At 39.5% G+C, this 20,276-nt stretch carries 16 protein-coding genes; 15 read left to right on the top strand and 1 reads right to left on the bottom strand.

Translation table 11 applies throughout. The features are described 5' to 3' along the window. Positions 1-248: 248 nt before the first annotated feature. The 12 genes from A5849_RS00560 (at position 249) to A5849_RS00505 (ending at position 14,344) form a co-directional block, all read left to right on the top strand. Complete coding sequence (locus tag A5849_RS00560) at positions 249-542, top strand: WXG100 family type VII secretion target (protein WP_002310516.1); 294 nt, start codon at positions 249-251, stop codon at positions 540-542. 179 nt (positions 543-721) lie between these two features. Continuing rightward, a complete protein-coding gene (gene esaA, locus A5849_RS00555; protein WP_086309882.1) occupies positions 722-4,120 on the top strand; it encodes a type VII secretion protein EsaA in 3,399 nt (1,132 codons plus the stop codon). Next, positions 4,117-4,626: a hypothetical protein gene (locus A5849_RS00550; RefSeq protein WP_086309881.1), complete on the top strand. Its 510-nt coding sequence runs from the start codon at positions 4,117-4,119 to the stop codon at positions 4,624-4,626. Before esaA ends, A5849_RS00550 begins: the two co-directional genes overlap by 4 nt. Before the next feature lies 1 nt (position 4,627). Further along, on the top strand, positions 4,628-4,906 hold the full coding sequence (locus tag A5849_RS00545) for an EsaB/YukD family protein (protein ID WP_086309880.1): 279 nt from the start codon (positions 4,628-4,630) through the stop codon (positions 4,904-4,906). Beyond that, positions 4,903-6,072, top strand: coding sequence for a type VII secretion protein EssB (gene essB / locus A5849_RS00540; protein ID WP_086309879.1), 1,170 nt, complete (start codon positions 4,903-4,905; stop codon positions 6,070-6,072). The genes A5849_RS00545 and essB overlap by 4 nt, the downstream gene beginning before the upstream one ends. Next, the gene (gene essC, locus A5849_RS00535) at positions 6,053-10,483 is read left to right on the top strand and encodes a type VII secretion protein EssC (RefSeq protein WP_174132334.1); all 4,431 of its coding nucleotides are present in this window, start codon (positions 6,053-6,055) and stop codon (positions 10,481-10,483) included. The genes essB and essC overlap by 20 nt, the downstream gene beginning before the upstream one ends. Further along, positions 10,483-10,905, top strand: a complete 423-nt coding sequence (locus A5849_RS00530; RefSeq protein ID WP_002310506.1) for a DUF4176 domain-containing protein — start codon at positions 10,483-10,485, stop codon at positions 10,903-10,905. The genes essC and A5849_RS00530 overlap by 1 nt, the downstream gene beginning before the upstream one ends. 3 nt (positions 10,906-10,908) lie before the next feature. Further along, entirely contained in the window at positions 10,909-11,163 is a 255-nt protein-coding gene (locus A5849_RS00525) for a hypothetical protein (RefSeq protein WP_002310505.1), read from the top strand. 12 nt (positions 11,164-11,175) lie between these two features. After that, a complete protein-coding gene (locus A5849_RS00520; protein ID WP_002310504.1) occupies positions 11,176-11,538 on the top strand; it encodes a hypothetical protein in 363 nt (120 codons plus the stop codon). Then, positions 11,529-13,118, top strand: coding sequence for a T7SS effector LXG polymorphic toxin (locus A5849_RS00515; protein WP_065763745.1), 1,590 nt, complete (start codon positions 11,529-11,531; stop codon positions 13,116-13,118). The genes A5849_RS00520 and A5849_RS00515 overlap by 10 nt, the downstream gene beginning before the upstream one ends. 4 nt (positions 13,119-13,122) lie before the next feature. Beyond that, a complete protein-coding gene (locus A5849_RS00510) occupies positions 13,123-14,019 on the top strand; it encodes a hypothetical protein (RefSeq protein ID WP_002345645.1) in 897 nt (298 codons plus the stop codon). Next, complete coding sequence (locus A5849_RS00505; protein WP_002345646.1) at positions 14,012-14,344, top strand: DUF4176 domain-containing protein; 333 nt, start codon at positions 14,012-14,014, stop codon at positions 14,342-14,344. The genes A5849_RS00510 and A5849_RS00505 overlap by 8 nt, the downstream gene beginning before the upstream one ends. A 295-nt stretch (positions 14,345-14,639) precedes the next feature. Here A5849_RS00505 and A5849_RS00500 read toward each other — a convergent pair whose 3' ends face one another. Beyond that, positions 14,640-15,800 (bottom strand): ROK family transcriptional regulator, encoded by a 1,161-nt coding sequence (locus A5849_RS00500; RefSeq protein ID WP_002310498.1) that lies wholly within the window; start codon positions 15,798-15,800, stop codon positions 14,640-14,642. Positions 15,801-16,021: 221 nt separating this feature from the next. Between A5849_RS00500 and xylA the strand changes: the two genes are divergently transcribed. The 3 genes from xylA to A5849_RS00485 are packed head-to-tail and all read left to right on the top strand — an operon-like array spanning position 16,022 to position 20,248. Then, positions 16,022-17,329 carry a xylose isomerase gene (gene xylA, locus A5849_RS00495; RefSeq protein ID WP_002347834.1) on the top strand — a complete coding sequence of 436 codons (1,308 nt, stop codon included), beginning with the start codon at positions 16,022-16,024 and terminating at the stop codon, positions 17,327-17,329. 13 nt (positions 17,330-17,342) lie between these two features. Next, a complete protein-coding gene (locus A5849_RS00490; protein WP_086309878.1) occupies positions 17,343-18,953 on the top strand; it encodes a glycoside hydrolase family 43 protein in 1,611 nt (536 codons plus the stop codon). Further along, positions 18,950-20,248: an ABC transporter substrate-binding protein gene (locus tag A5849_RS00485; protein ID WP_002320454.1), complete on the top strand. Its 1,299-nt coding sequence runs from the start codon at positions 18,950-18,952 to the stop codon at positions 20,246-20,248. The genes A5849_RS00490 and A5849_RS00485 overlap by 4 nt, the downstream gene beginning before the upstream one ends. The last annotated feature ends 28 nt before the right edge of the window (positions 20,249-20,276 follow it).

Raw genomic sequence — 20,276 nt, 5'->3', positions numbered from 1 at the left:
ATTATTTCAAAGTGATTTGTAATAAATTTAAAAAGGTCATACTTAGAAAAATATGTGTGATTAGAAATGACTTGTATAGTTATTTTTCTTGGATTTTTGACCAGTCAAAAAAGGAGGGAGAAAGAGGTAAAATAACACATCGTATACGACACATGATGTGCGTGAATGCTACATTTTGACCACATAGACAAAAAATAGTTTATGATGTACGCGTAACAAAAAATAACTTTTTATTAGGAGGAACAAACATGGCAGGAGCAATTGCAGTCACACCCGAACAGCTTAAATCACAGGCAAAGGTCTACCAACAGGCAGCATCTCAAATCCAAGATGCGATCAGAAAGGTCAATTCCATGAACCAACAAATCGCTCAACAATGGAAAGGGCAAGCCTTCCAAGCATATTTAGAGCAATACAATCAGCTGGAAGGAAATGTCAAACAGATGGAGCAGTTATTGGAAAGCATCAATCAACAGTTGAACAAGTATGCTGACACTGTGGCAGAGCGGGATCGTCAAGACGCTGGCTCATTTGGATTTTAAGCAAATGGAAGAGGCAGTGAGAACCCTCATCGCCTCTTCCTTTCAATAGGGGCTTGTTCAACACAGGTATTAGGACCAATTTTTGTACAAATTTTTCAATAAGTTTTCACAAAAATTTGCCCTATTACTTGAAGCAAAAAAGTTTCGTCATTCATTGGGAAGGAGTGGACGTTTTTGATATGAAAATAAATTTAAAAAGAAAGGTTTCTTTATTCCTGACAATCATTGCCAGTCTATGTCTATTGCTTTTCTTCATCTATCTAGGTTTCAAAGATGAGAACGTCACGATCAGTACAACTGATCCTACAGGGAAAATGCAATATGCACTAGTCAACGAAGATAAAGGAGCAGTATTTGAAGGCAAAAATTATTCATTAGGTTCGGATTTTGTGACATTGATCAATAAAGACAGTAAAAATCGCTGGGAAACCACCACTCGAAACATCGCTACAGCTGGTGTAGAAAGCGGGCAATTTGATGCGCAAATCATCATTCCCCAAGATTTTTCTGAAAAATTGCTATCGCTGCAAAGTATCAATCCGGAAAAAGCATTGATCGAATATCAAGTTCGAGATGGACAAAATGAAATCACGAATCAAATGATTCAAGACAATGTCAACATGATCTTAACGGACTTCAATCAGCGGATTATCCAAATGTATTTTTCCAGTATCGTCGGGAATTTATTTGAAGCACAGCAAAACGTGAATCAAATCTCCGGAACACAAGTAAACTATCAGACGAATTTGGAATCATCTATTTACAGTCCATTCAAAGAAATCCCAGGCAATTATACGAATGTGCTGGAAACAGCCAGTATTTTAGACACAGACAATCAGTCTTTTAGTGCCCAGCAGCAAGCCTTTGTCCAGTCGGTCAAAGAGTTGCTAGACAGAAACAACCAAGGATTAGAAGGAGGCAGCCAATCGATTGAAACAGTCAAAGAATCGGTCGAGGGCTACACGAAGCAGGCAAATGAAAAACTGAAAGAATCGATCAGACAATTCAATGATCAAGTAGCGATGCAAAAAAAGCAGCTCAACGAACAATGGGAAACAGATACGGCAGACTATAAAAAGCAGCATGATCAATTGAATGAAACAATCTTGTCCCAGTTGGGTGATTTTTATACCAACAATGAACAAGAAAGCACAGGTGTGTACGCCGGTTTTTTATCAGAATCGGTTCTTTTCCAAGTGACACAAATAAAAAGAATCACGGAACTTCAGGCAGAAATCGCTGAGCTACAAGCCCAGACAGAACAGTTGACCCAGTTGAAAAGCCAGATTGCAGCGACTTATTACAATGATCCTGCAGCTACTCCTGATACAGCAACCACCGAGCAAGTGAAAACAGCTATCCTCCAACTGATTTCCGATTTGGGAGGGAACACACCCAAATTGAACGCTGAGTATCAAGGAACACTAGAGACCTCATTGGCTCAGATCCCAGACAAGAGCTTGGAACAGTTAGTGGACGAATTAGCAAAACAGCAAGTGATCACACCTGATCAAGCTTCCCTTTACTTGGATGAACTGGCAATCGTCCGAAAATACGCCCATGATTTGAACAAGCCATTGGGAAAAGAGGTCCATTTCACGTATTTAGATCCTAGACAAGGACATCCTGAAATGATCACCATTCCGCAGCAAACAGTCACGCTTTCCATGGACCCGACAAAAGAGAATACTTATTCGATCCAATTACCAGCTGATTCGCAAGAACAAGTCAGTGTGATGCTAGATGATCCCAAGCTGCAAGAAATCGAACAGTTAGTGAATGATGAACTGCATCCTTATCGCTATCAAACTACGATCATCGACCATTCAGATCATCAATTTACATTCGCAGCACCTGAAAAAATCGAAGAAACGGAAGAAAGTACGCAAGATTCAACAGATGACCTGCAAGAAAAAGAATTGCCGAAACAGGTGACATTCACGGTCAACCTGCCGATCATCTGGCATTTGAACTCAATAGAACAAGCGACATCTTATAATGAACTTCACTATTCATGGTGCAGGAACGAAACGGTCCAAAGCGATCATCACTATGCCGTCTATCTCCCGGTGGATCAGCCGCTGATCGATGATGTGCCTAAAATTCTGACACATTTACAAGCACTGGATACTGCTGCGCAGCAAATCGCGACTCTTTTCGGTAATCCGAACCAGTCGTTATCAGTCCAGTCTTATGCTGCCATGATCCGTGCGTCAGAAAATCAAGGGAAAACAGTTCTGGAATTAGCTAAAGACCAATCGATTTATCGTCGGTATGACAATATTACGAATGCTGAGAAACAAACGGTCATTACCGATAAATTATATGAAGAATACAAGAAATCAGGAGACAGGATCTACAAGGACACCGAGACTCAGATCAATCGACTGCAAGCGGTCATTGGGCATGAAACAGATCAGAATAAAGAAGAAGTCAGCCCTACGCTTTACGGCACATTGAATCTGATGACCATCCCAGAAAAACTGCTACAGGAAGCAGATAAATTGAATCAATGGTTCACAGATGCCAACCGGCAAATCAAGGATTCATACAATGCATGGGGCGAAACAGCAAAAATCGAAGCCACATCAGTGATCAATGAAGAAAATCCGCATCCTGAAGAAAACGAGACGAAACAAATTGCTAACCAAACAGAGTCTTTAGTCCAAACGATGCAGGAACTGATGCGATCATCCAAAGAAACGGCTGCTAGCACCGAGAAATCTGCTGCAGAAGTCAAAGATATCGCGCCGGTAATCGAAGAATTAAAAACAACGACAGCTGATGTTCAGTCAAATGCGACAACGATCCTCACCAATCTGGATCAATCGATTCAACAATCGAAGCAAATAACGAAAGAAAACGAAGAATATGCAAAGACCTTTGAAAAAGTGTTGTCCAACACGAAAAACGGCGGAGCAGACAATACACAAGTTTTTCATTTTTTGTCACGGCCGATCCAAGGAAAAGGCATATTCGGACAAACAAGACAAATCTCATTAGTTCCTTATTACGCAACATTAACTGGCGCGATTCTGCTTATGGTCGCAGGGCTTTCATTACTAGGATTTATGAAAAAACGTAAAGTGACAGAAGCCAATCTGCTGGTTCAGCCGACAAGGATATGGCTGAACGTTCCTAATGTCTTCCTTCTTTCGTTTGTGACGATCTTACTTGCCGGTTTTTATGCTGGTGCTACCAGTGCAAGTGCTGGCACAGCGAATCGCTTGTTGTGGTTCAGCTATGCCTTTTTGACCTTTGCCAGCATGCAGCTGCTTGTCACAGGCTGTTTACGGCAATTCAAGAAACTTACCTTATATGGTTACGGCAGCGTTCTAGGATTGTATTTCATACTCACACCATTATTAGGAGTGACGGTCAAAATAGGTTCATTCACCGAGTTTCTCTATCGGCTGTCACCGCTCCAAAATATCCAAAATGGTTTTACAGTCCTGCTGAATGGCGGACGTATCAGTTGGATCAGTTATCTTGTGATCGTCATTCTTCTTGTTTTAGGACTGTTTCTGAATCTCATTGTTCTTCCTGAAGAACAAGATAGAAAAGAGCGTGAATCATGAATAAAAAAAGGAAAATCTGTTGGATCATCGGTATTTTGAGTGTTCTTTTTCCTATTAGCTTCGACGGAACACGTGTGCATGCTGAACAAGGGTCTCTTATAATCAACAATCAGGTAATCTATGAGGATCAGCAAACGGAAGCAGGCGGAAACGAGGTCTCATTTGCCATCAACGACTTGTTTTTGGCGGAGAAAGAAGCGAAAGATCAGCAATTGAAAGCAAAACAAAAAGAACTGGTCTCAACTGCACAGAAAAAAATATTTTTTGAGGAAACGACTGAGCCAGAAGCTCTTGACCAAAAAGTAATGCCTTATCTCTTCAAAGAAGGAGACACTGTTGCTTCAGTCCAAAGTACTTCTTCTTCGACTATGCAGCAAAGGAAAGTAAATCAGCTGGTTACCTTTAGCGGTTATGTTCTTGGCGGAAGCCTATGCATAGGAATCGGTCTATTTTTAGGGAAACAATTAGCTTATCACAAAAATAAAAAGAGCAGGAGTGGCGTGTAGCATGGAAAAAGGTACAACAATCAGTATCAGTCTGCATACAGCTGATCGGATCATCGATCTGAAAGTCCCAAGCCAAGTCACTGTGGCACGACTGAAAACAATTTTACAAGAGTCGTTTCCAATCATTCATATCCGACTTCCCGAAAATTTTGAATTGGCTCTTTTGAATAAACGCATCCATTTGAGAAATGAGGCCATCTTAGCTGATTATTCTTTAGGCAATGGCGATCAGTTACAAGTGATCGAAAGACAAAAAAACAGAGAGGAAAACCCACTGTGAGAGAAATACAGAATATCGACCAAACCATTGGATTTATGAACGAGACTAACGCTATAGAGGTGACTCTGCAGGCCAATCAGCATAGATTGGACAAACTGACACAGTATCAGCACTTTTTAGCACCTGGTGTCCGAATGCTGTCAGGAGAGATTACAGAAGCAACAGAAGAAAAGCTGGTTATTCGCTATAAAAAAGAATCGGATACCTTGCCGCTTGAGCAAGTCGTCAAAAAGGAAGAGCTCTTCCACCGTTTGCTGTTGGCACAAAAAATCCATTTCTTAACGGATTTTCTACACCGTCCAGCTCAGCCTTTCCTCCATCCTGCTAATCTATTCGTTCGTGGAGAAGAACTAGTTATCGGGCACCGAGGATTTATGGAAACAATCGTCCCTTATATCAATGAAGAAGATGATTTTATCAAGCAATATCGGGCATTGGTCCTTTATATCCTGCATCCTAGATTAAACTATGAACTGCTGATTGAAGGCAGCGGTACGCTGAAAGATGCCTTTACAAAAAAAATAAACGAAGCAGATACGATCGAAATCATCGATCAGTTGCTGGCAACGGAGATTCTGAAGCAAAAGCAAAAGCGAGCCAAAGAAACACAAGTGGTCAGTAAAAGAAATCATCAGATTTTTAAGTGGAGCAGCTTGGTATTGGGGGTATCGACAATCGGATTTGCTGTTGCGACAGGGATCTATGCTCTGGATAAACTCCCGGCACAAGAGCGTATCAGTTCCGCTGAGACACAATATATCGCCAATGATTATGCTGGTGTTTTGAATACGTTGAAAGAAGACGAACCTGAAAAACTGCCCACTGGTGCTAAATATGTTGCCGCAGTCAGTGCCGTACAACTGGACAATTTGTCCAATGAACAAAAGGCAGCTATTTTAAATAACTTGTCCCTGAAATCGAGCGACAACACATTGCTTTACTGGATCTATGCCGGAAAAGGGAACTTCGATAAGGCACTGGATGTCGCTAAGAATCTTGGTGACAATCAATATATCTTACACGCCTATACCAAGTTATACGATGCAACAAAGACCAACAACAAGATGAAAGGTGAGAAAAAACAAGAATTGCTCACAAAGTATGAAGAAGAGATCAATAAATACATGAAGTTGTTAGGAGGAGAAGATGGAAATGAAGCCAACTGATCGGTTCGTCCCATTAAGTGATCAAATCCGGACATCTGTAAAGATCCTCTTTGATATTTTTTATTTTGGTGAAACGTTCGTCCATGAACAACTCACCGAGAAACAGCGTCAAGTCGTACTTAACGGTCAAAGCTTCACTTATGAAGACCAGAAGTTATTGTGTGACGGAAAACCAATCAAGTCAGATGAACACTTGCTGATTTTAAGACATGAAGAGCTGGAAACTGTTTTTACGAATAAACCCAAAAAAGATTTTCTGATCTCCGGAGCGAAAAAATCGGCAGTTTTTTTAGAAACAGATGCATTGATCTCAATTCCTATCGATCCTAAAACCAAAGAATATCAGCTGAAGATCTATCCGAGTAAGGAACGTGTTTACTACAACGATCAGCTTATACAAGAAGGTACATTTTCCTTTGGCGTAGGAGATCGGTTGATGGTCGATCGTTTAGTGATCGAAGTTCGGGAAAAGCAGCTGCGTTTCACCAGTCTGGGCACAAATTATCAGCTGGATCCATGGAAACTAGTAGAAGAAACATTTCTTCCCGAATATCCGGATGATTTCCCATTTTTTAGAAGAAGCCCGCGTATCCATTTGAAAGAACCAGCGAATGAAATCGAGATCCTTGCACCGAAACCAAAAGAAACAGAAGGCAGGAATGACTTATTGAAAACAATCGTGCCACCACTTGGTATGGTCGTTTTAAGCGGTGCCACAAGTTTTCTTAGCGGAGGAAACCCGATCATGATGCTGAGCATGGGTGGTGCGAGTCTATTGACAGCTGGTTTTTCAGTTTCCAGTTATCTGACCAATAAAAAAGAAACGAAACGAACAAACGAGGAACGGGAAACCACCTACCGCCAGTATATGCTTCAAAAAAAATCAGAACTGAACAAGCTGCAGCAAAAACAAAAAGAAGCGTTAGCGTATATGAATCCTTCTATAGATGATTTGGCTGTGATGGCTAAAGAATATCATGCGCGGATCTATGAGCGTATGAGCCGCAATGAAGATTTTTTGAATATTCGAGTGGGCACAGGAGAAATTATCTCCAGTTTCAAGACGAACTACCAGCCAGCAGAAGAAGATGATTTGAGCAAAGAAGCAGAAGAACAGCTCGTCTGGCCTTATAAACAGTTGGACGAAGCGCCAATCGTCGTTCCGCTAAAGGATCAGACGCTAGGATTAGCAGGACCATCTGCTGTACTGCGAACCGCCGTCCAAACCATCCTTTTCCAATTATCGGTTCTTCATTCGTACCGAGATGTCGAATTCATCACATTGGTTCCGGAAGCGGATTATCAAAAGGAGTGGAGTGCCTGGCGCTGGCTACCCCATACGAAGATCCGACATTTGAATCTTCGGGGAATCGTCCATCACGCACAGTCACGGGACATGGTCCTGAATTCCTTTTATCAAATGCTGACAAAGCGACGCCAGCAAGTCAAAGAAGCCGGAAATGAAACAGTTGTTTTTCAGCCGCATTACATTTTTTCGATCCTTGATGAAAGCTGGCTTTCAGGTCATGGATTGAATGAATTTCTGGCTGAAGACATGAGTCCGTACGGTGTGACAGTCATTTGGGGAAAAGAAGCCTTGAACATGCTACCGGAGACAACGACAACGCTCATCGAATATCAAAGTAGTGAATCTGCTACCCTGATCAATCAAAACAGCGAATACATCAATCAGACCTTCTTGCCAAACCATCTGCCAACTAGCTATCCACTGGAGCAAGCCATCCAGCGTTTAGCGAACTTGCAGCACGTGGAAGTGGAGAAGAATGCGGTGCCGGAAAGTCTTAGTTTATTAGATCAATACGAAGTGAAAAAAATAGAAGAACTTTCTATTCGGACTCGCTGGTTGAAAGCTGAACCAAACAAATCAATTCGTTCTTTGATTGGCTGGAGAGGAAAATCGGAGTATGTCTATTGGGATCTGCATGAGCGGGTTCATGGTCCACATGCACTCGTTGGAGGAACGACTGGTTCAGGAAAATCGGAGTTTTTGACCACCTATTTGCTAGGTTTGGCGATTAATTTTTCTCCAGAAGATATCGGAATGTTGATTATTGATTGGAAAGGTGGAGGAATTGCAAATACATTAGAAAAATTACCTCATTTCATGGGGGCAATTACTAATCTAGATGGTGCAGGGACGGCTCGTGCATTGGCAAGTATCAAAGCAGAACTGAACAAAAGACAAAGAGAGTTTGCTAAATATGGAGTAAACAATATCAATGGATACATGAGTTTATATAAACAACGTCTAAACCCTAATCCAGCTATCACTTATCCTAGTAAACCATTACCACATTTGATTTTAGTTTCAGATGAATTTGCTGAATTAAAAGCAAATGTTCCTGAATTCTTAGAAGAATTGACCTCAGTAGCACGAATCGGCCGATCGCTAGGAGTCCATTTGATTCTAGCCACACAAAAGCCATCTGGTGTGGTAAATGATCAGATTGAAGCAAATAGTACAAGTAAAATCACACTTAAAATGGCTAGTGTCCAAGATTCGAATGAATTACTAAAAACCCCAGATGCTGCTCAAATCATAAATCCTGGTCGTGGTTATCTTAAAGTTGGCGAAAATGAAGTATATGAATTATTCCAAAGCGGTTATGCCGGTGTTTCATATGATCCAGACAAAATAATCGAAGAGAATGTGGACGAACGGATTTTTATGATCAATGATTTAGGGCAATCAGAGGTGCTCTATGATCCTGGTGAGGAAGTGATTCAAGGAAAAGATACTAGCGAATTACCAACGCAACTAGAGGCAGTGATTGACAAGATCGATCAAATTTTTCAACAGTCGGATTATATCCTCCCCGAGAAGCCTTGGTTACCCAATCTGGAAGACCAGATCGTGACGCCGTCTGTGAAAGAAACGAAAGAAAGAAAAATGGATATCCCGCTTGGAGTAGTAGACATACCGTCCAGACAAACGCAAGAAATCTATAACTATGATTTGGTAAAAGCTAGCCACACTGCTATATTTGCAAGTCCGGGGTACGGAAAATCAACAATATTACAAACGATTACGATGAATCTTTCACGTCAGAACACGCCGGAACAGATTCACTTTCATTTATTGGACTTTGGGAATAATGGTCTATTGCCATTAAAAAATTTGCCTCACACAGCAGACATTGTCACTTTGGAGGAAGACGAAAAGCTGCAAAAAATGTTGGATAGGATTTCTCTTGTATTAATAGAAAGAAAACAGTTATTCAAAGAATGCGGCGTAGCAAATCTTGAACAATATGAAACAAAAAGGCAAATAACATTACCAATCGTTGTTACAGTTCTTGATAGCTATGATGGTCTAAGCACGGATGATACGCGTAAGGAAAAAATCGATGGACTACTCCTACAGCTGCTTCGTGATGGTGCGAGTTTAGGATGCTATCTTATTTTTACTGCCAATCGAGTAGGTAGCATTCGTACGAATATGCTGAGTAATATTTCTACCAAAATAGCTCTATATTTGAATGATGAAACGGAAACCACCAGCTTAGTAGGTCGTGCAAGCCTTGTTCCTCAATCAATTAATGGGCGTGGCCAAGTTGTACTCGATGAACCCGCAGCTATCCAAATTTATTTACCAGTGGCAGGAGAAAATAATGCAGCAATTCTTGAACATTTAGAAAAAGAAGTATCTTCGATGGAACAAGCATGGAATGGCGTAAGACCAGAAAAAATTCCGATGGTTCCAAGTGAATTGACGTATGAAACATTTAATGGATTTGTACCGAAAAAAGAAAGAGATGCGTTTTATTTAGGATTGAATAAGTTATCATCAATACCTGAGTCTTTCCATTTATTTCAAGGAAAAACATTGGGGATTTTCACAGAATCCAATAGACAATTCCAACTATTGACTCCTTGGTTTATCCAACAAGTCACAGGGTTTCAATCAGAAGCAGATATTGTCATCATTGATGTTTCAGGTACTTTAGAGAAAATAGCTGACAAGGTAGCAGTTTACATTGATCGAACACAAATCAGTCATCAAAATGTCGAATTGAAAGAAGCGATAGACGCTATGTTAGAAAGTAACGTGAAGAAGCGCTTGGTGGTTGTGAATGGGTTAGTGAATTTTACAGATAAATTATCTTTGGACGCTGAAGAAGTTGCGCAGGTATTAGCCATCGGGAAAGAGCAGTTACAAGTAATCGTTTTTGATAATTTAACAAAAATCGATGCAACTTATGGTAGTTTTGTCACCTTACTCAAAGAAAATATATCTCAAATACTTTTTGGAGGTATTTTGCAAAAGCAGTCTTTTGTGGGAAACATCCCGTATAACCAACAAAATTTACCTGTACCAATAAATGTTTTACATCGTTTAGAAGAAGATAGTTTAGCACAAATTGTGATTCCAACGGAGGTAAAAGATTGATGGAACAATTAAGTACAGCATTTTTACCATTAGGGAGTATGGTACGTTTAGACAACGAAGAAATATACGGAACAAGGCTTTATCTAGTTGTGGCACGAGCTATTGCTAAAAATGAACAGGGAAAGATCATCTCAAGATACAAAGTAGCACCACATCCTTTTGGAGATATACCCAGTGAGGAGATCTTTTCTATTGAATTTGGAGATATTTTAGACGTTGTTTTTGAAGGGTATTCAAATGAAACAGATTCTCAGTTTTTAGAAGAGTTGATTAGGCGAATGACTAACGCAATGGCAAATCAAGCTTCTTCTGTAGAGAAGATGACTCCAGAACCTCAAAAAGCAGAAGAAATCCAAGATGAGTATGAAGATGAGAAGCTAAAAGAAGATCCATTCTACAAATTTAGAAAGCAAGAGGGATAGTTTATGGTAAAAATCGCTTCAAACCAAGGAGCAGCTCAAGCAGCAGCTTCGGGGATAAATAAAGTATCTGTTAGCAGTGGGTACCAATGCACATTAGAAAAAAGTAATCTTTCTGGAATGAAAAAAGGAGCGCAAGTGAGCAACCAGATGCTAACGAATTTATCGAAACTTGTCGACTGTATCAATATACAAGCAAATAAATTTCCGAAATTAGCAGCTGCTATTGCATCACGAGATAGCCAGACAAAATTTAAATAAGAGGTTATTAATATGGAACAAACAAATAATTCTAAGTTAAGAACCGAATATAATCAAAAAATTATAGAAACAGAACAACAAATAGACGTATTGACCCATACAAAAAGACAATTACAAGATTTATCTGAGTTGCTAGAAGGTGACTTAGTGCGAGACTTGCGTAACTTACAAAACTTGAATCAAGAACTAGTTAGCGGTGGCAATAGAGAAGCTAGCTGGTTTCAAGAAGATTTGACTGATAGGCAAAGGAAATTGAAACAATATTTACAACAAAAGAATCAAGAGTTCAACCAAGAATGCTTTAATATGATAGAACAGTTAAACGAAGAACGAATACAATTTCAAGAGGAAAGGAATAAGCTTCCATGGGATTAATCTACTCCAGCAAAGACGCTTCAACTTTAAAAAGTTCGCTGTCTGCCAACCTATCCATCGCTCGAACGACTATCAGGCAACTGAATGTAGGAAGCCAACAACTGATCGCTGCCATTGATGGTCATACCTTGTCCGGAGCTGCCTACAATGCAGGAAAAGGGCTGTTTTCAGACTTGATTCTGCCAACCATCAAACGTGTGTCTAGTGCCATCGTCACGATCCAACAAGAGCTGAACCAATTTTCAGCAGCCAACAGTTTCATTGCTAGTGAAGGCTATTTGGATGAAGAGAATCTGAAACAACAATTGACCATCTTACAACGTTCGAAAGCTTCACTGGAAAACGCAGCTCACACAGCAGGAGCCTTGGCCAATATCCCGCTCCCGACAATTGCGGAAATGTTAAGAAACCAGCAACAAGATTTCTTGAGAAGAGCCGAAAGCTATCAGCGAGATATCGTACGGATACAAAAGAAATTGAACCAGTTAAAAGAATTCGATGCAAAAACGAAGCATTTGTTTACAAGCAGCTTAGAAGAATTTGAACTTGCGATGCAAGCGGTATTGGTGTTGAACAACACCACAGTCAATCGTGATGGTTCGTATGTATTGCCGAAAGGGTTTGATAGAAGTTGGTTTGAGCAAATAAAACCAAATGCAAAAGAACAGATCGATGCATACAGCAGTAATACTTTCCTGGAATTATATCAGCAAGTAGAAGAACTAATGAATCCATTGAAAAGTGGAAAAACAGAAAATATGAAACGATTAGATCAATTATTAGCACTATATCCAAAGGCATTGGTAGATAAGTTAATGAAAAATGACGAATTTTGGATGCTTGCGGATAAGTTGCCTTCGAAAGCACAAACCAAGTTAATCAATGGATTAGCTAAATATGAATCATTTGGACAAGCTATAACCCAAGGAAAATGGATTCCTAAAATAGACACCCTTGGTAAAGGGTATCAATGGTTCAACAAAATGACGAATCCTATAAAAACTTATGTCAATGAAAGTTTGAAAAATTCTCAATTTATACAAGGAGCCAAAAATTGGGGAGTGGCGAAAGGATTAGGTTCAGCAGCCCAAATAGCGACCTATGCACAACTAGGGGTGACATTTGTCTCGAGTGGTGTCAATGAATATGGAAAAACAGGTAGTATCGGCAAAGGAGTGATTGGCGGGGCGATTGACACAGTGAAAAGTATCGGACCGCTGGAAGGGATGACGATAGGAGCCCAGATAGGTGGAGTTATTGGTAGCGCTATACCTATTCCTTTAGTAGGTACAGTTTCAGGTGCTGTAGGAGGCGCTATAGTAGGTGGAGTTATAGGAGGTTCCAATAAACTTGTCCAATTTTTTAAACCAGATTTATATGGCAATATAAAAGATGGGGCTTATAAGTTATATGATGAAACAACGGAAACTATAGGGAATATATCAAAAAAAATAGGAAAAGCTGTTGGACAAAACACTGATACGGTAAAAAATGTATATGAAAATGTGCAACAGACAGGTAAAGCAATTGGAAAGGCGCTATCTTTGGTAGAAATACTAAAGATTAATTTTGAATGGTAAAAATATGAAAAAATTATTTGCTGTATCATTTGAACAAAGTTTGAATTTATTAGATGATCCTTTTGTTACTTTTATGAATAAAGATGTCAATAGATTACCTGATCCTCAAGGCGGAAGAAAGATATTTGCTAGAGGGATAGGTACTCTACTCATTTTATTTTTAGTAGGAATTAATTTTTTAATCGCATTTATATCTACAAAAGGTAGCGAAGGAGAATTAGGGGAGAGTACAGTCCCAAAGCCAGATATTAATTTTTTACCAATAGAACTATTCTATGTATTATTTCTTCTATGGATTATTTTAGTAATAATTTTTAGAGATAAAGGAGAATATTATCTTTCAAGAATAAAAGGACAGTTTAATATAAACTTATATATAGTTTGGCTACTGTTAGAAGTGAACTTGTTATTCATAACATTCTTCTTAAAACCATTGACGTTAATAGGCATGAGCTTGTTAATAAGTATATTAGTATTAGTAGGTTATATAGTATTTAGGACTAAAAAAAGATCATTAGAAAATGTGCTATACGAAACAGAAAAAGAGAAAGATAAAATAGATAAATTGGTAGAAAAAGTATTAAAACTAGTGATGAAATATGGCTGGCTAGTTGTAATTATAGTTGCGCTATGGAAGCTGATTTTCCCAAGCAGTAATGAAGTTCGAACAGATCTTGTAGGATTTATAGGTATTTTAGGAATGTGGCTAGCGATGGATATTGCAGTGATTATCGTAGAAGCTTATTTATTCTTTCCCTATCTTTTACACGGTTATTACAAATATAAATATCCTGAAGAATATCGTGAATGGGAAGGCAAAACACAATTGGAATGGTACGGAGAGAAGTATTTTAATAAGCATATAAAAGGTACAGAAAAAGAGGAGAAAATAAATGACTGAAAAACAAGAATTATTACCATTAGGAAGTATCGTGTTATTGGAAGAAGGATTACAGAAATTAGTAGTAGTAGGGCGAGGTGTGGTATACACAGATCAAGTGACTGGAAAAGATACCTTTGCAGATTATATGGCTGCCTTATATCCAACGGGCTTGAATCCAGAAACGACTATTTTCTTTAATCATGAAAACATCGATAAAGTAATATTCAAAGGATATTCGGATGAAGAAGAGGAACGATTTTTAGAGATATACCAAGAATGGAAAAACGACCTTGATTCTTCTGCAAAAAAAGAAAGCCAAGCGACTGAAACATTTGGTTTCTAATTGTTTTGCAAAATGTTTTAAAGAAAACAGTACTGCAATTCTTTCTAAAAAGAGGAAGGTTTCCTCTTTTTAGAAGTACATAGTAGGACTTCAAACATTAGAACAAATTACTAGCTGTTCAAATGAAAAACAATTATACCGCGAGAACATCCATTATGATCATTTGGTACGTAAAATAATGCCATTCGATGAGGAATTAGGAGATAGCTAATTGGTTAATAGAAAAATAATATTCAATCAAAAAAAGGTCAGTACTTATTAAAGCAAGACTGCCCTTTTTTTGATTATAGAAAAGTTATTTTTCTTTTCCCAACTTCAACTTCCGTATATTCAAGAAGTGCTGAGCAGTGACTGCCAAGGCACCGTATAAAATCGCATTGCCTTTCAAACGGGTGTTGCGTACCAAAATGTCTTTCGTAAACTGGCTTGTCAAGTTCGCATGGATTTGTTCGATCATTTGCGGATTTTTTTCGTAAAGCTTACTATTGATGACGATCACATCTGGGTCATACATCATGATGATATTATTGATCCCAATGCTTAACAGGGCAGCATTTTTTTTGAGTAGAGCTGTGGCATCTGTGTCTCCCTTTTTGACATAATCAGTCAAGATATCTGAGTTGACATAGTCTAACCCTTTTAACCGGGCAAATTCTTCATAAACAGCTTTGCTGGAAGCATATTGTTCCAAGCATCCTGAATTCCCACAAGGACAAGGTCGACCATCAGGGTATAAAATCGAGTGACCAAGTTCCCCAGCCTTTCCATGTTTGCCGACTTGCAATTTCCCAGATGCTACAATCCCGCAACCAATACCACTGTGTATACTAATACTTACAAGGTTTTGATAATGGGAAGAGAAGGTATATTCTCCCAAAGCCGCCAAGTTTGCTTCGTTATGTAGGTAAATAGGAAAGTCATAATGATCAGCTAATTCTTTTTGTAAATCGATTTTGTGCAGATCATAATAGGGCGTAAAAATTGGGTGGTCTTCGAAAACTACGCCGTGTATACCAATCGTCATCCCGACAATTCCATGTGGCGTTTCTGGCAAGTCTCTTATCAATTGATGGATTGACTCTTGAATGTGATCAAACACGTTTGTGGCATCAATCGAGATCCGACGCTTAGAGATCGAAGATAGGACAGTGCCGTCAATATAAGAAAGCATTCCTTCTAAATAATTATAGCCAATATCAAAAGAAAGAGCTGTGGCAGATTGGGGATTGAAAGTCAACATGATCGGCTTTCTTCCTCCTGCAGTGGAGGCATCTCCGACACGGGTTTCAACAATCAGCTGATCATCTAGAAGTTTTTTAGTGATGTCTGACACAGATGCTTTGTTCAACCCTGTTGCAGCGGCTAATTCTGCGCGAAATACTTCTTTTTTTTCAATAATCGTTTTTAAAAGTGTTGCTTGGTTCAATTCGCGAATCGTGTATTTACTTGAGATCATAGAAGTTCCTTTCTTGGTCCTCTGCTAGTAAAACCAACGTTATATGTTAAAGTATAGCGTGTCTTATTCCATTCGACAATGAAACATTTGTTATAAAATTAGAATCAATTAAATGACAAATGAATTTTTTGAAAGCGCTTGACAAAGATAAAGAAAGTCGCTTATGATGCAATTGTAAATTAGTTTAGTGTACTAATCAACTAAAAACAAGGAGGAACAAGATGAGTTATTTTCCGATGATCAAAGAAGTAAAGTATGAAGGGCCAAGAACAGAAAATCCATTTGCTTATCGACATTATGAGCCTGAACAAGAAATCTTGGGGAAACCAATGAAAGAACATTTACGATTTGCAGCTGCTTACTGGCACACGATGACGCAAGACGGATCTGATCCATTCGGCAACCCTGTGAATATTCGCTCTTGGGAAGGCGAAAATCCATTAGAAACAGCGAAGAACCGAGTAGAAGCATTTTTTGAACTTCTTGAAAAATTGCATATCGAATATTTCTGTTTCCATGATGTAGACATTGCTCCAGCTGGGGATTCTTTAGAAGAATTTTTCCAAAACATAGATACCATCACAGATTTGATCAAAGAAAAAATGGAACAGACTGGGATCAAGTTGCTTTGGAATACCGCCAATTTATTTTCTCATCCGCGTTTTGTCCATGGAGCAGCTTCGTCAAGCAACGCAGAAGTTTTTGCCTACGCTGCAGCTCAAGTAAAGAAAGGATTAGATGTCAGTAAAAAGCTAAATGGAAAGAACTACGTCTTCTGGGGCGGACGAGAAGGTTATGAGTCTTTGCTGAACACGGATATGAGATTCGAACAGGACAATATTGCGCGGTTATTCAAAATGGCGGTGGCATATGGTGAAAAAATCGAACATAAACCGCAATTTTTGATCGAACCTAAGCCCAAAGAACCTTCGAAACATCAATATGACTTTGACGCTGCTACGACAATGGCATTTATCCAGAAATATGATTTATCAGGAGACTTCAAACTCAATCTTGAAGCAAATCATGCGACTTTGGCAGGCCACACCTTTGAACATGAATTGACTGTTGCCCGATGCTATGATGCTTTGGGATCAGTCGATGCCAATCAAGGAGATCTTCTTCTAGGGTGGGATACAGATGAATTTCCAACCAATATTTATGACACGACGCTAGCCATGTACGAAATTTTGAAAAATGGCGGGATCGCACCAGGAGGAATCAACTTCGATTCGAAAGTACGACGTTCTTCCTTTGAGATGGAAGATCTATTACTTGCGCATATTGCTGGAATGGATACCTTTGCACGAGGGTTGAAAGCTGCCGCCCGATTGATAGAAGAGGAGTTTTTCGAAACAATCAAAGAAAAACGTTATGCAAGCTATAAATCAGGTGTGGGAGAACGGATCGTCATGGATCAGGAAGATCTTGAAACACTGACGGAGTATGCTTTAGCACATGACCAAATAAAGAATGAATCAAGTCACTTAGAATGGATCAAGTCGCGTTTGAACGATTACCTAGTATAGAAAGGAATTCTTTATGATAAATAACCCGATTTTAACTGGATTCCATCCAGATCCTAGTGTTTGTCGTGTTGGGAAAGATTATTATATCGCTGTTTCTACTTTTGAATGGTTCCCAGGTGTCATGATCTATCATTCAAAGGATTTAAAACATTGGCACTTGGTAAGTACGCCTGTCAACCGAACAAGTCAGCTGAATATGTTAGGGAACCCGGATTCTGGAGGTGTCTGGGCTCCTGCTTTGAGTTATCACGATGGGAAATTCTGGCTGATCTATTCCGATGTCAAGGAATTGAGTGGTAGTTGGAAAGACGTGAACAATTATTTGATTACATGTGATACCATCGACGGAAAATGGACAGATCCAATCTATTTGAATAGCTCAGGATTCGATCCTTCCTTGTTCCATGAGGAAGATGGGAAAAAGTACTTGGTCAATATGGTTTGGGATTATCGTCCTACTCGTCATTCTTTTTATGGAATCGCCCTTCAAGAATATTCACCCGAAGAAAGAAAATTGATTGGTCCATCAAAGATCATCTTTAAAGGGACGAATCGAAAATTGACAGAAGCACCTCATCTTTATAAAATCAACGGCTATTACTATTTGCTGACTGCAGAAGGTGGCACGAAGTATGAACATGCGGCAACCATTGCCCGATCAAAGAAAATCGAGGGTCCGTACGAGATCCATCCAGAGAATCCGTTGATTACTTCTTGGTCATCTCCCGAACTGCCTTTGCAAAAAGCAGGTCATGGGTCGTTCGTTCAGACACATACAGATGAATGGTATTTTGTCCATTTGACAGCTAGACCACTAAAATACAAAGAAACACCGCTTTTAGAAAACAGAGGGTATTGCCCCTTAGGAAGGGAAACTGCGATCCAAAAAATAGAGTGGAAAGGGGGATGGCCGTATATAACTGGAGGGAATTTTCCAAAAAATACAGTGGAAAGCCCGTCCATACCAGAACAGATGTGGGAAAAAACTCCTATCAAAGAATCATTCGATCAAGAACAGCTCCCTCTGCATTTTCAAACATTAAGGATTCCCTTTACTGAAGAAATCGGTAGTTTGACTGAGCGAAAAGGTTATTTGAGACTGTTTGGTCGAGAATCATTCCATTCGCTGTTCACCAAATCTTTAGTTGCTAGACGATGGCAGCATTTTTCATTTGAAGCCGTGACGAAAGTAGAATGTTCACCTGAGAATTTTATGCAACTAGCAGGAATGACGAATTATTACAATACTAAGAACTGGTCAAGCATCCATCTTACACATGATGAAGAGAAGGGACGGGTCATCGCTCTTTTAGATTGTGACAACGGACAATTATGTGAACCAGTCGGAATTATCCCCACACCCGATAATGTAAGCGCTGTATATTTAAAAACTATTGTTTCTTATGAGACATATCATTATTCTTATTCATTCGACGGGAAAGTATGGATAGACGTTGGTCATACTTTTGATAGCTTAAAACTTTCCGATGATTATACTGCTGAAACCCAAGAAGGATTTTTCACGGGAGCATTTGTCGGTATGTTTGCCATCGATACTTCCGGCACAAGACTGGCTGCAGATTTTGATTTCTTTTCGTATGAAGAAAAAGGAGGGAAGCCATGAAACAATGGAAGAAGCTGAGTGTCGCTCTATTAGGAGTCAGTCTGATAGGCGTACTAACTGCTTGTGGAACGGGATCTGAACGTTCTTCAGAAGACAATTTAGAATTGACTGTGTGGACGTTCACAGACGAACTTTCGACGATGATCAATGAGTATTATTTGCCAGCTCATGAATCTTTGGATTACGAGATAAAGATCGTAGAGATTCCTTCTGATCAGTTTGAGACAAAATTAGATCCAGTGTTAGGAACAAGAAATGCACCTGATGTCATTGCCTTAGAATCTGCGTTCGTAAAAAAATATGTCGAATCAGGATTGATGGCTGATCTAGGAGAATACGGTCTGGAAGAAGCAGCAAGTGATACCTACTTATATGTCAAGGATGTCGGAACTAGCAGAGAAGGGACTTTACATGCTTTAGCTTGGCAAGCAGCGCCTGGCGGATTTTATTATCGTGCTTCTCTAGCAGAATCACTTTTAGGGATTACAGATGCAGACCAGATGCAAGAGCAAATAGCTGATTACGAGAAATTTTATGAAGTGGCAAAAGAAGTCAAAGAAAACAGTGGTGGGACTGTCCAGATGATCTCCAGTGTCCAAGACTTAGCAAAACCATTTTTTGGTATGCGGGAATCAGGATGGGTGGAAGATGAAAAGCTAATCATCGATGATAAACTTCATGAATTAATGGATATTTCACGGCGATTTGTTGAAGAAGATTTGACGAAAGATACAGAAGGTCAATCAGAAGCATGGTTTGCTGGAATGAATGGCGAGACAGACTTTGGATATAGTCTGCCTACATGGGGATTACATTATTGGTTGAAACAAAATGCTACTTCTGCAGACGGCTCTAGAACAACAGAAGGGGATTGGCGGATGATCCAAGGACCTTCTTCTTGGTTTTGGGGTGGTACATGGATCGGTGCCACGGACACCTCAGAAATGAAAGAAGAAGCGGCAGCGCTGATCCAATATCTAACTACTGATCCAGAATTTTTGGAACAATGGGCAAAAGATACGGGAGACTTCGTATCGAATGAACGGGTAGTAGAAGCAATCAAATCGTCTTACCAAGAAGACTTTCTGGGCGGGCAAAACCATTATGATGAGTTTTCTGAAATGGTCCAATCAATCAATGCAAAAATTCTGACTGAATATGATCAAACAATCGAAACGTTGTTTATCGACCATTGCTTGACACCTTATTCTAAAGGAGAGACGGACAAAGAATCGGCTATCCAAAATTTCAAAGATGCCGTAGCAAATGCTTATCCTGATTTAGAAATCGATTAGTTGGGACAGTTGTCTAAAAGGTACAAGA

Origin of the sequence: Enterococcus sp. 10F3_DIV0382 (assembly GCF_002140245.1) — a bacterium.
GTDB classification, from domain to species: Bacteria; Bacillota; Bacilli; order Lactobacillales; family Enterococcaceae; genus Enterococcus_B; species Enterococcus_B lactis.
The sequence above is the reverse complement of the archived record's forward strand: the minus strand, read 5'-3'. Positions and strand labels throughout refer to the sequence as shown.

Excerpts from the sequence above, each read along its gene's own strand:
- A5849_RS00560 (WP_002310516.1), top strand. The coding sequence starts at position 249 with ATGGCAGGAGCAATTGCAGTCACACCCGAACAGCTTAAATCACAGGCA.
- esaA (WP_086309882.1), top strand. The coding sequence starts at position 722 with ATGAAAATAAATTTAAAAAGAAAGGTTTCTTTATTCCTGACAATCATT.
- A5849_RS00550 (WP_086309881.1), top strand. The coding sequence starts at position 4,117 with ATGAATAAAAAAAGGAAAATCTGTTGGATCATCGGTATTTTGAGTGTT.
- A5849_RS00545 (WP_086309880.1), top strand. The coding sequence starts at position 4,628 with ATGGAAAAAGGTACAACAATCAGTATCAGTCTGCATACAGCTGATCGG.
- essC (WP_174132334.1), top strand. The coding sequence starts at position 6,053 with ATGGAAATGAAGCCAACTGATCGGTTCGTCCCATTAAGTGATCAAATC.
- A5849_RS00530 (WP_002310506.1), top strand. The coding sequence starts at position 10,483 with ATGGAACAATTAAGTACAGCATTTTTACCATTAGGGAGTATGGTACGT.
- A5849_RS00525 (WP_002310505.1), top strand. The coding sequence starts at position 10,909 with ATGGTAAAAATCGCTTCAAACCAAGGAGCAGCTCAAGCAGCAGCTTCG.
- A5849_RS00520 (WP_002310504.1), top strand. The coding sequence starts at position 11,176 with ATGGAACAAACAAATAATTCTAAGTTAAGAACCGAATATAATCAAAAA.
- A5849_RS00515 (WP_065763745.1), top strand. The coding sequence starts at position 11,529 with ATGGGATTAATCTACTCCAGCAAAGACGCTTCAACTTTAAAAAGTTCG.
- A5849_RS00510 (WP_002345645.1), top strand. The coding sequence starts at position 13,123 with ATGAAAAAATTATTTGCTGTATCATTTGAACAAAGTTTGAATTTATTA.
- A5849_RS00505 (WP_002345646.1), top strand. The coding sequence starts at position 14,012 with ATGACTGAAAAACAAGAATTATTACCATTAGGAAGTATCGTGTTATTG.
- A5849_RS00500 (WP_002310498.1), bottom strand. The coding sequence starts at position 15,800 with ATGATCTCAAGTAAATACACGATTCGCGAATTGAACCAAGCAACACTT.
- xylA (WP_002347834.1), top strand. The coding sequence starts at position 16,022 with ATGAGTTATTTTCCGATGATCAAAGAAGTAAAGTATGAAGGGCCAAGA.
- A5849_RS00490 (WP_086309878.1), top strand. The coding sequence starts at position 17,343 with ATGATAAATAACCCGATTTTAACTGGATTCCATCCAGATCCTAGTGTT.
- A5849_RS00485 (WP_002320454.1), top strand. The coding sequence starts at position 18,950 with ATGAAACAATGGAAGAAGCTGAGTGTCGCTCTATTAGGAGTCAGTCTG.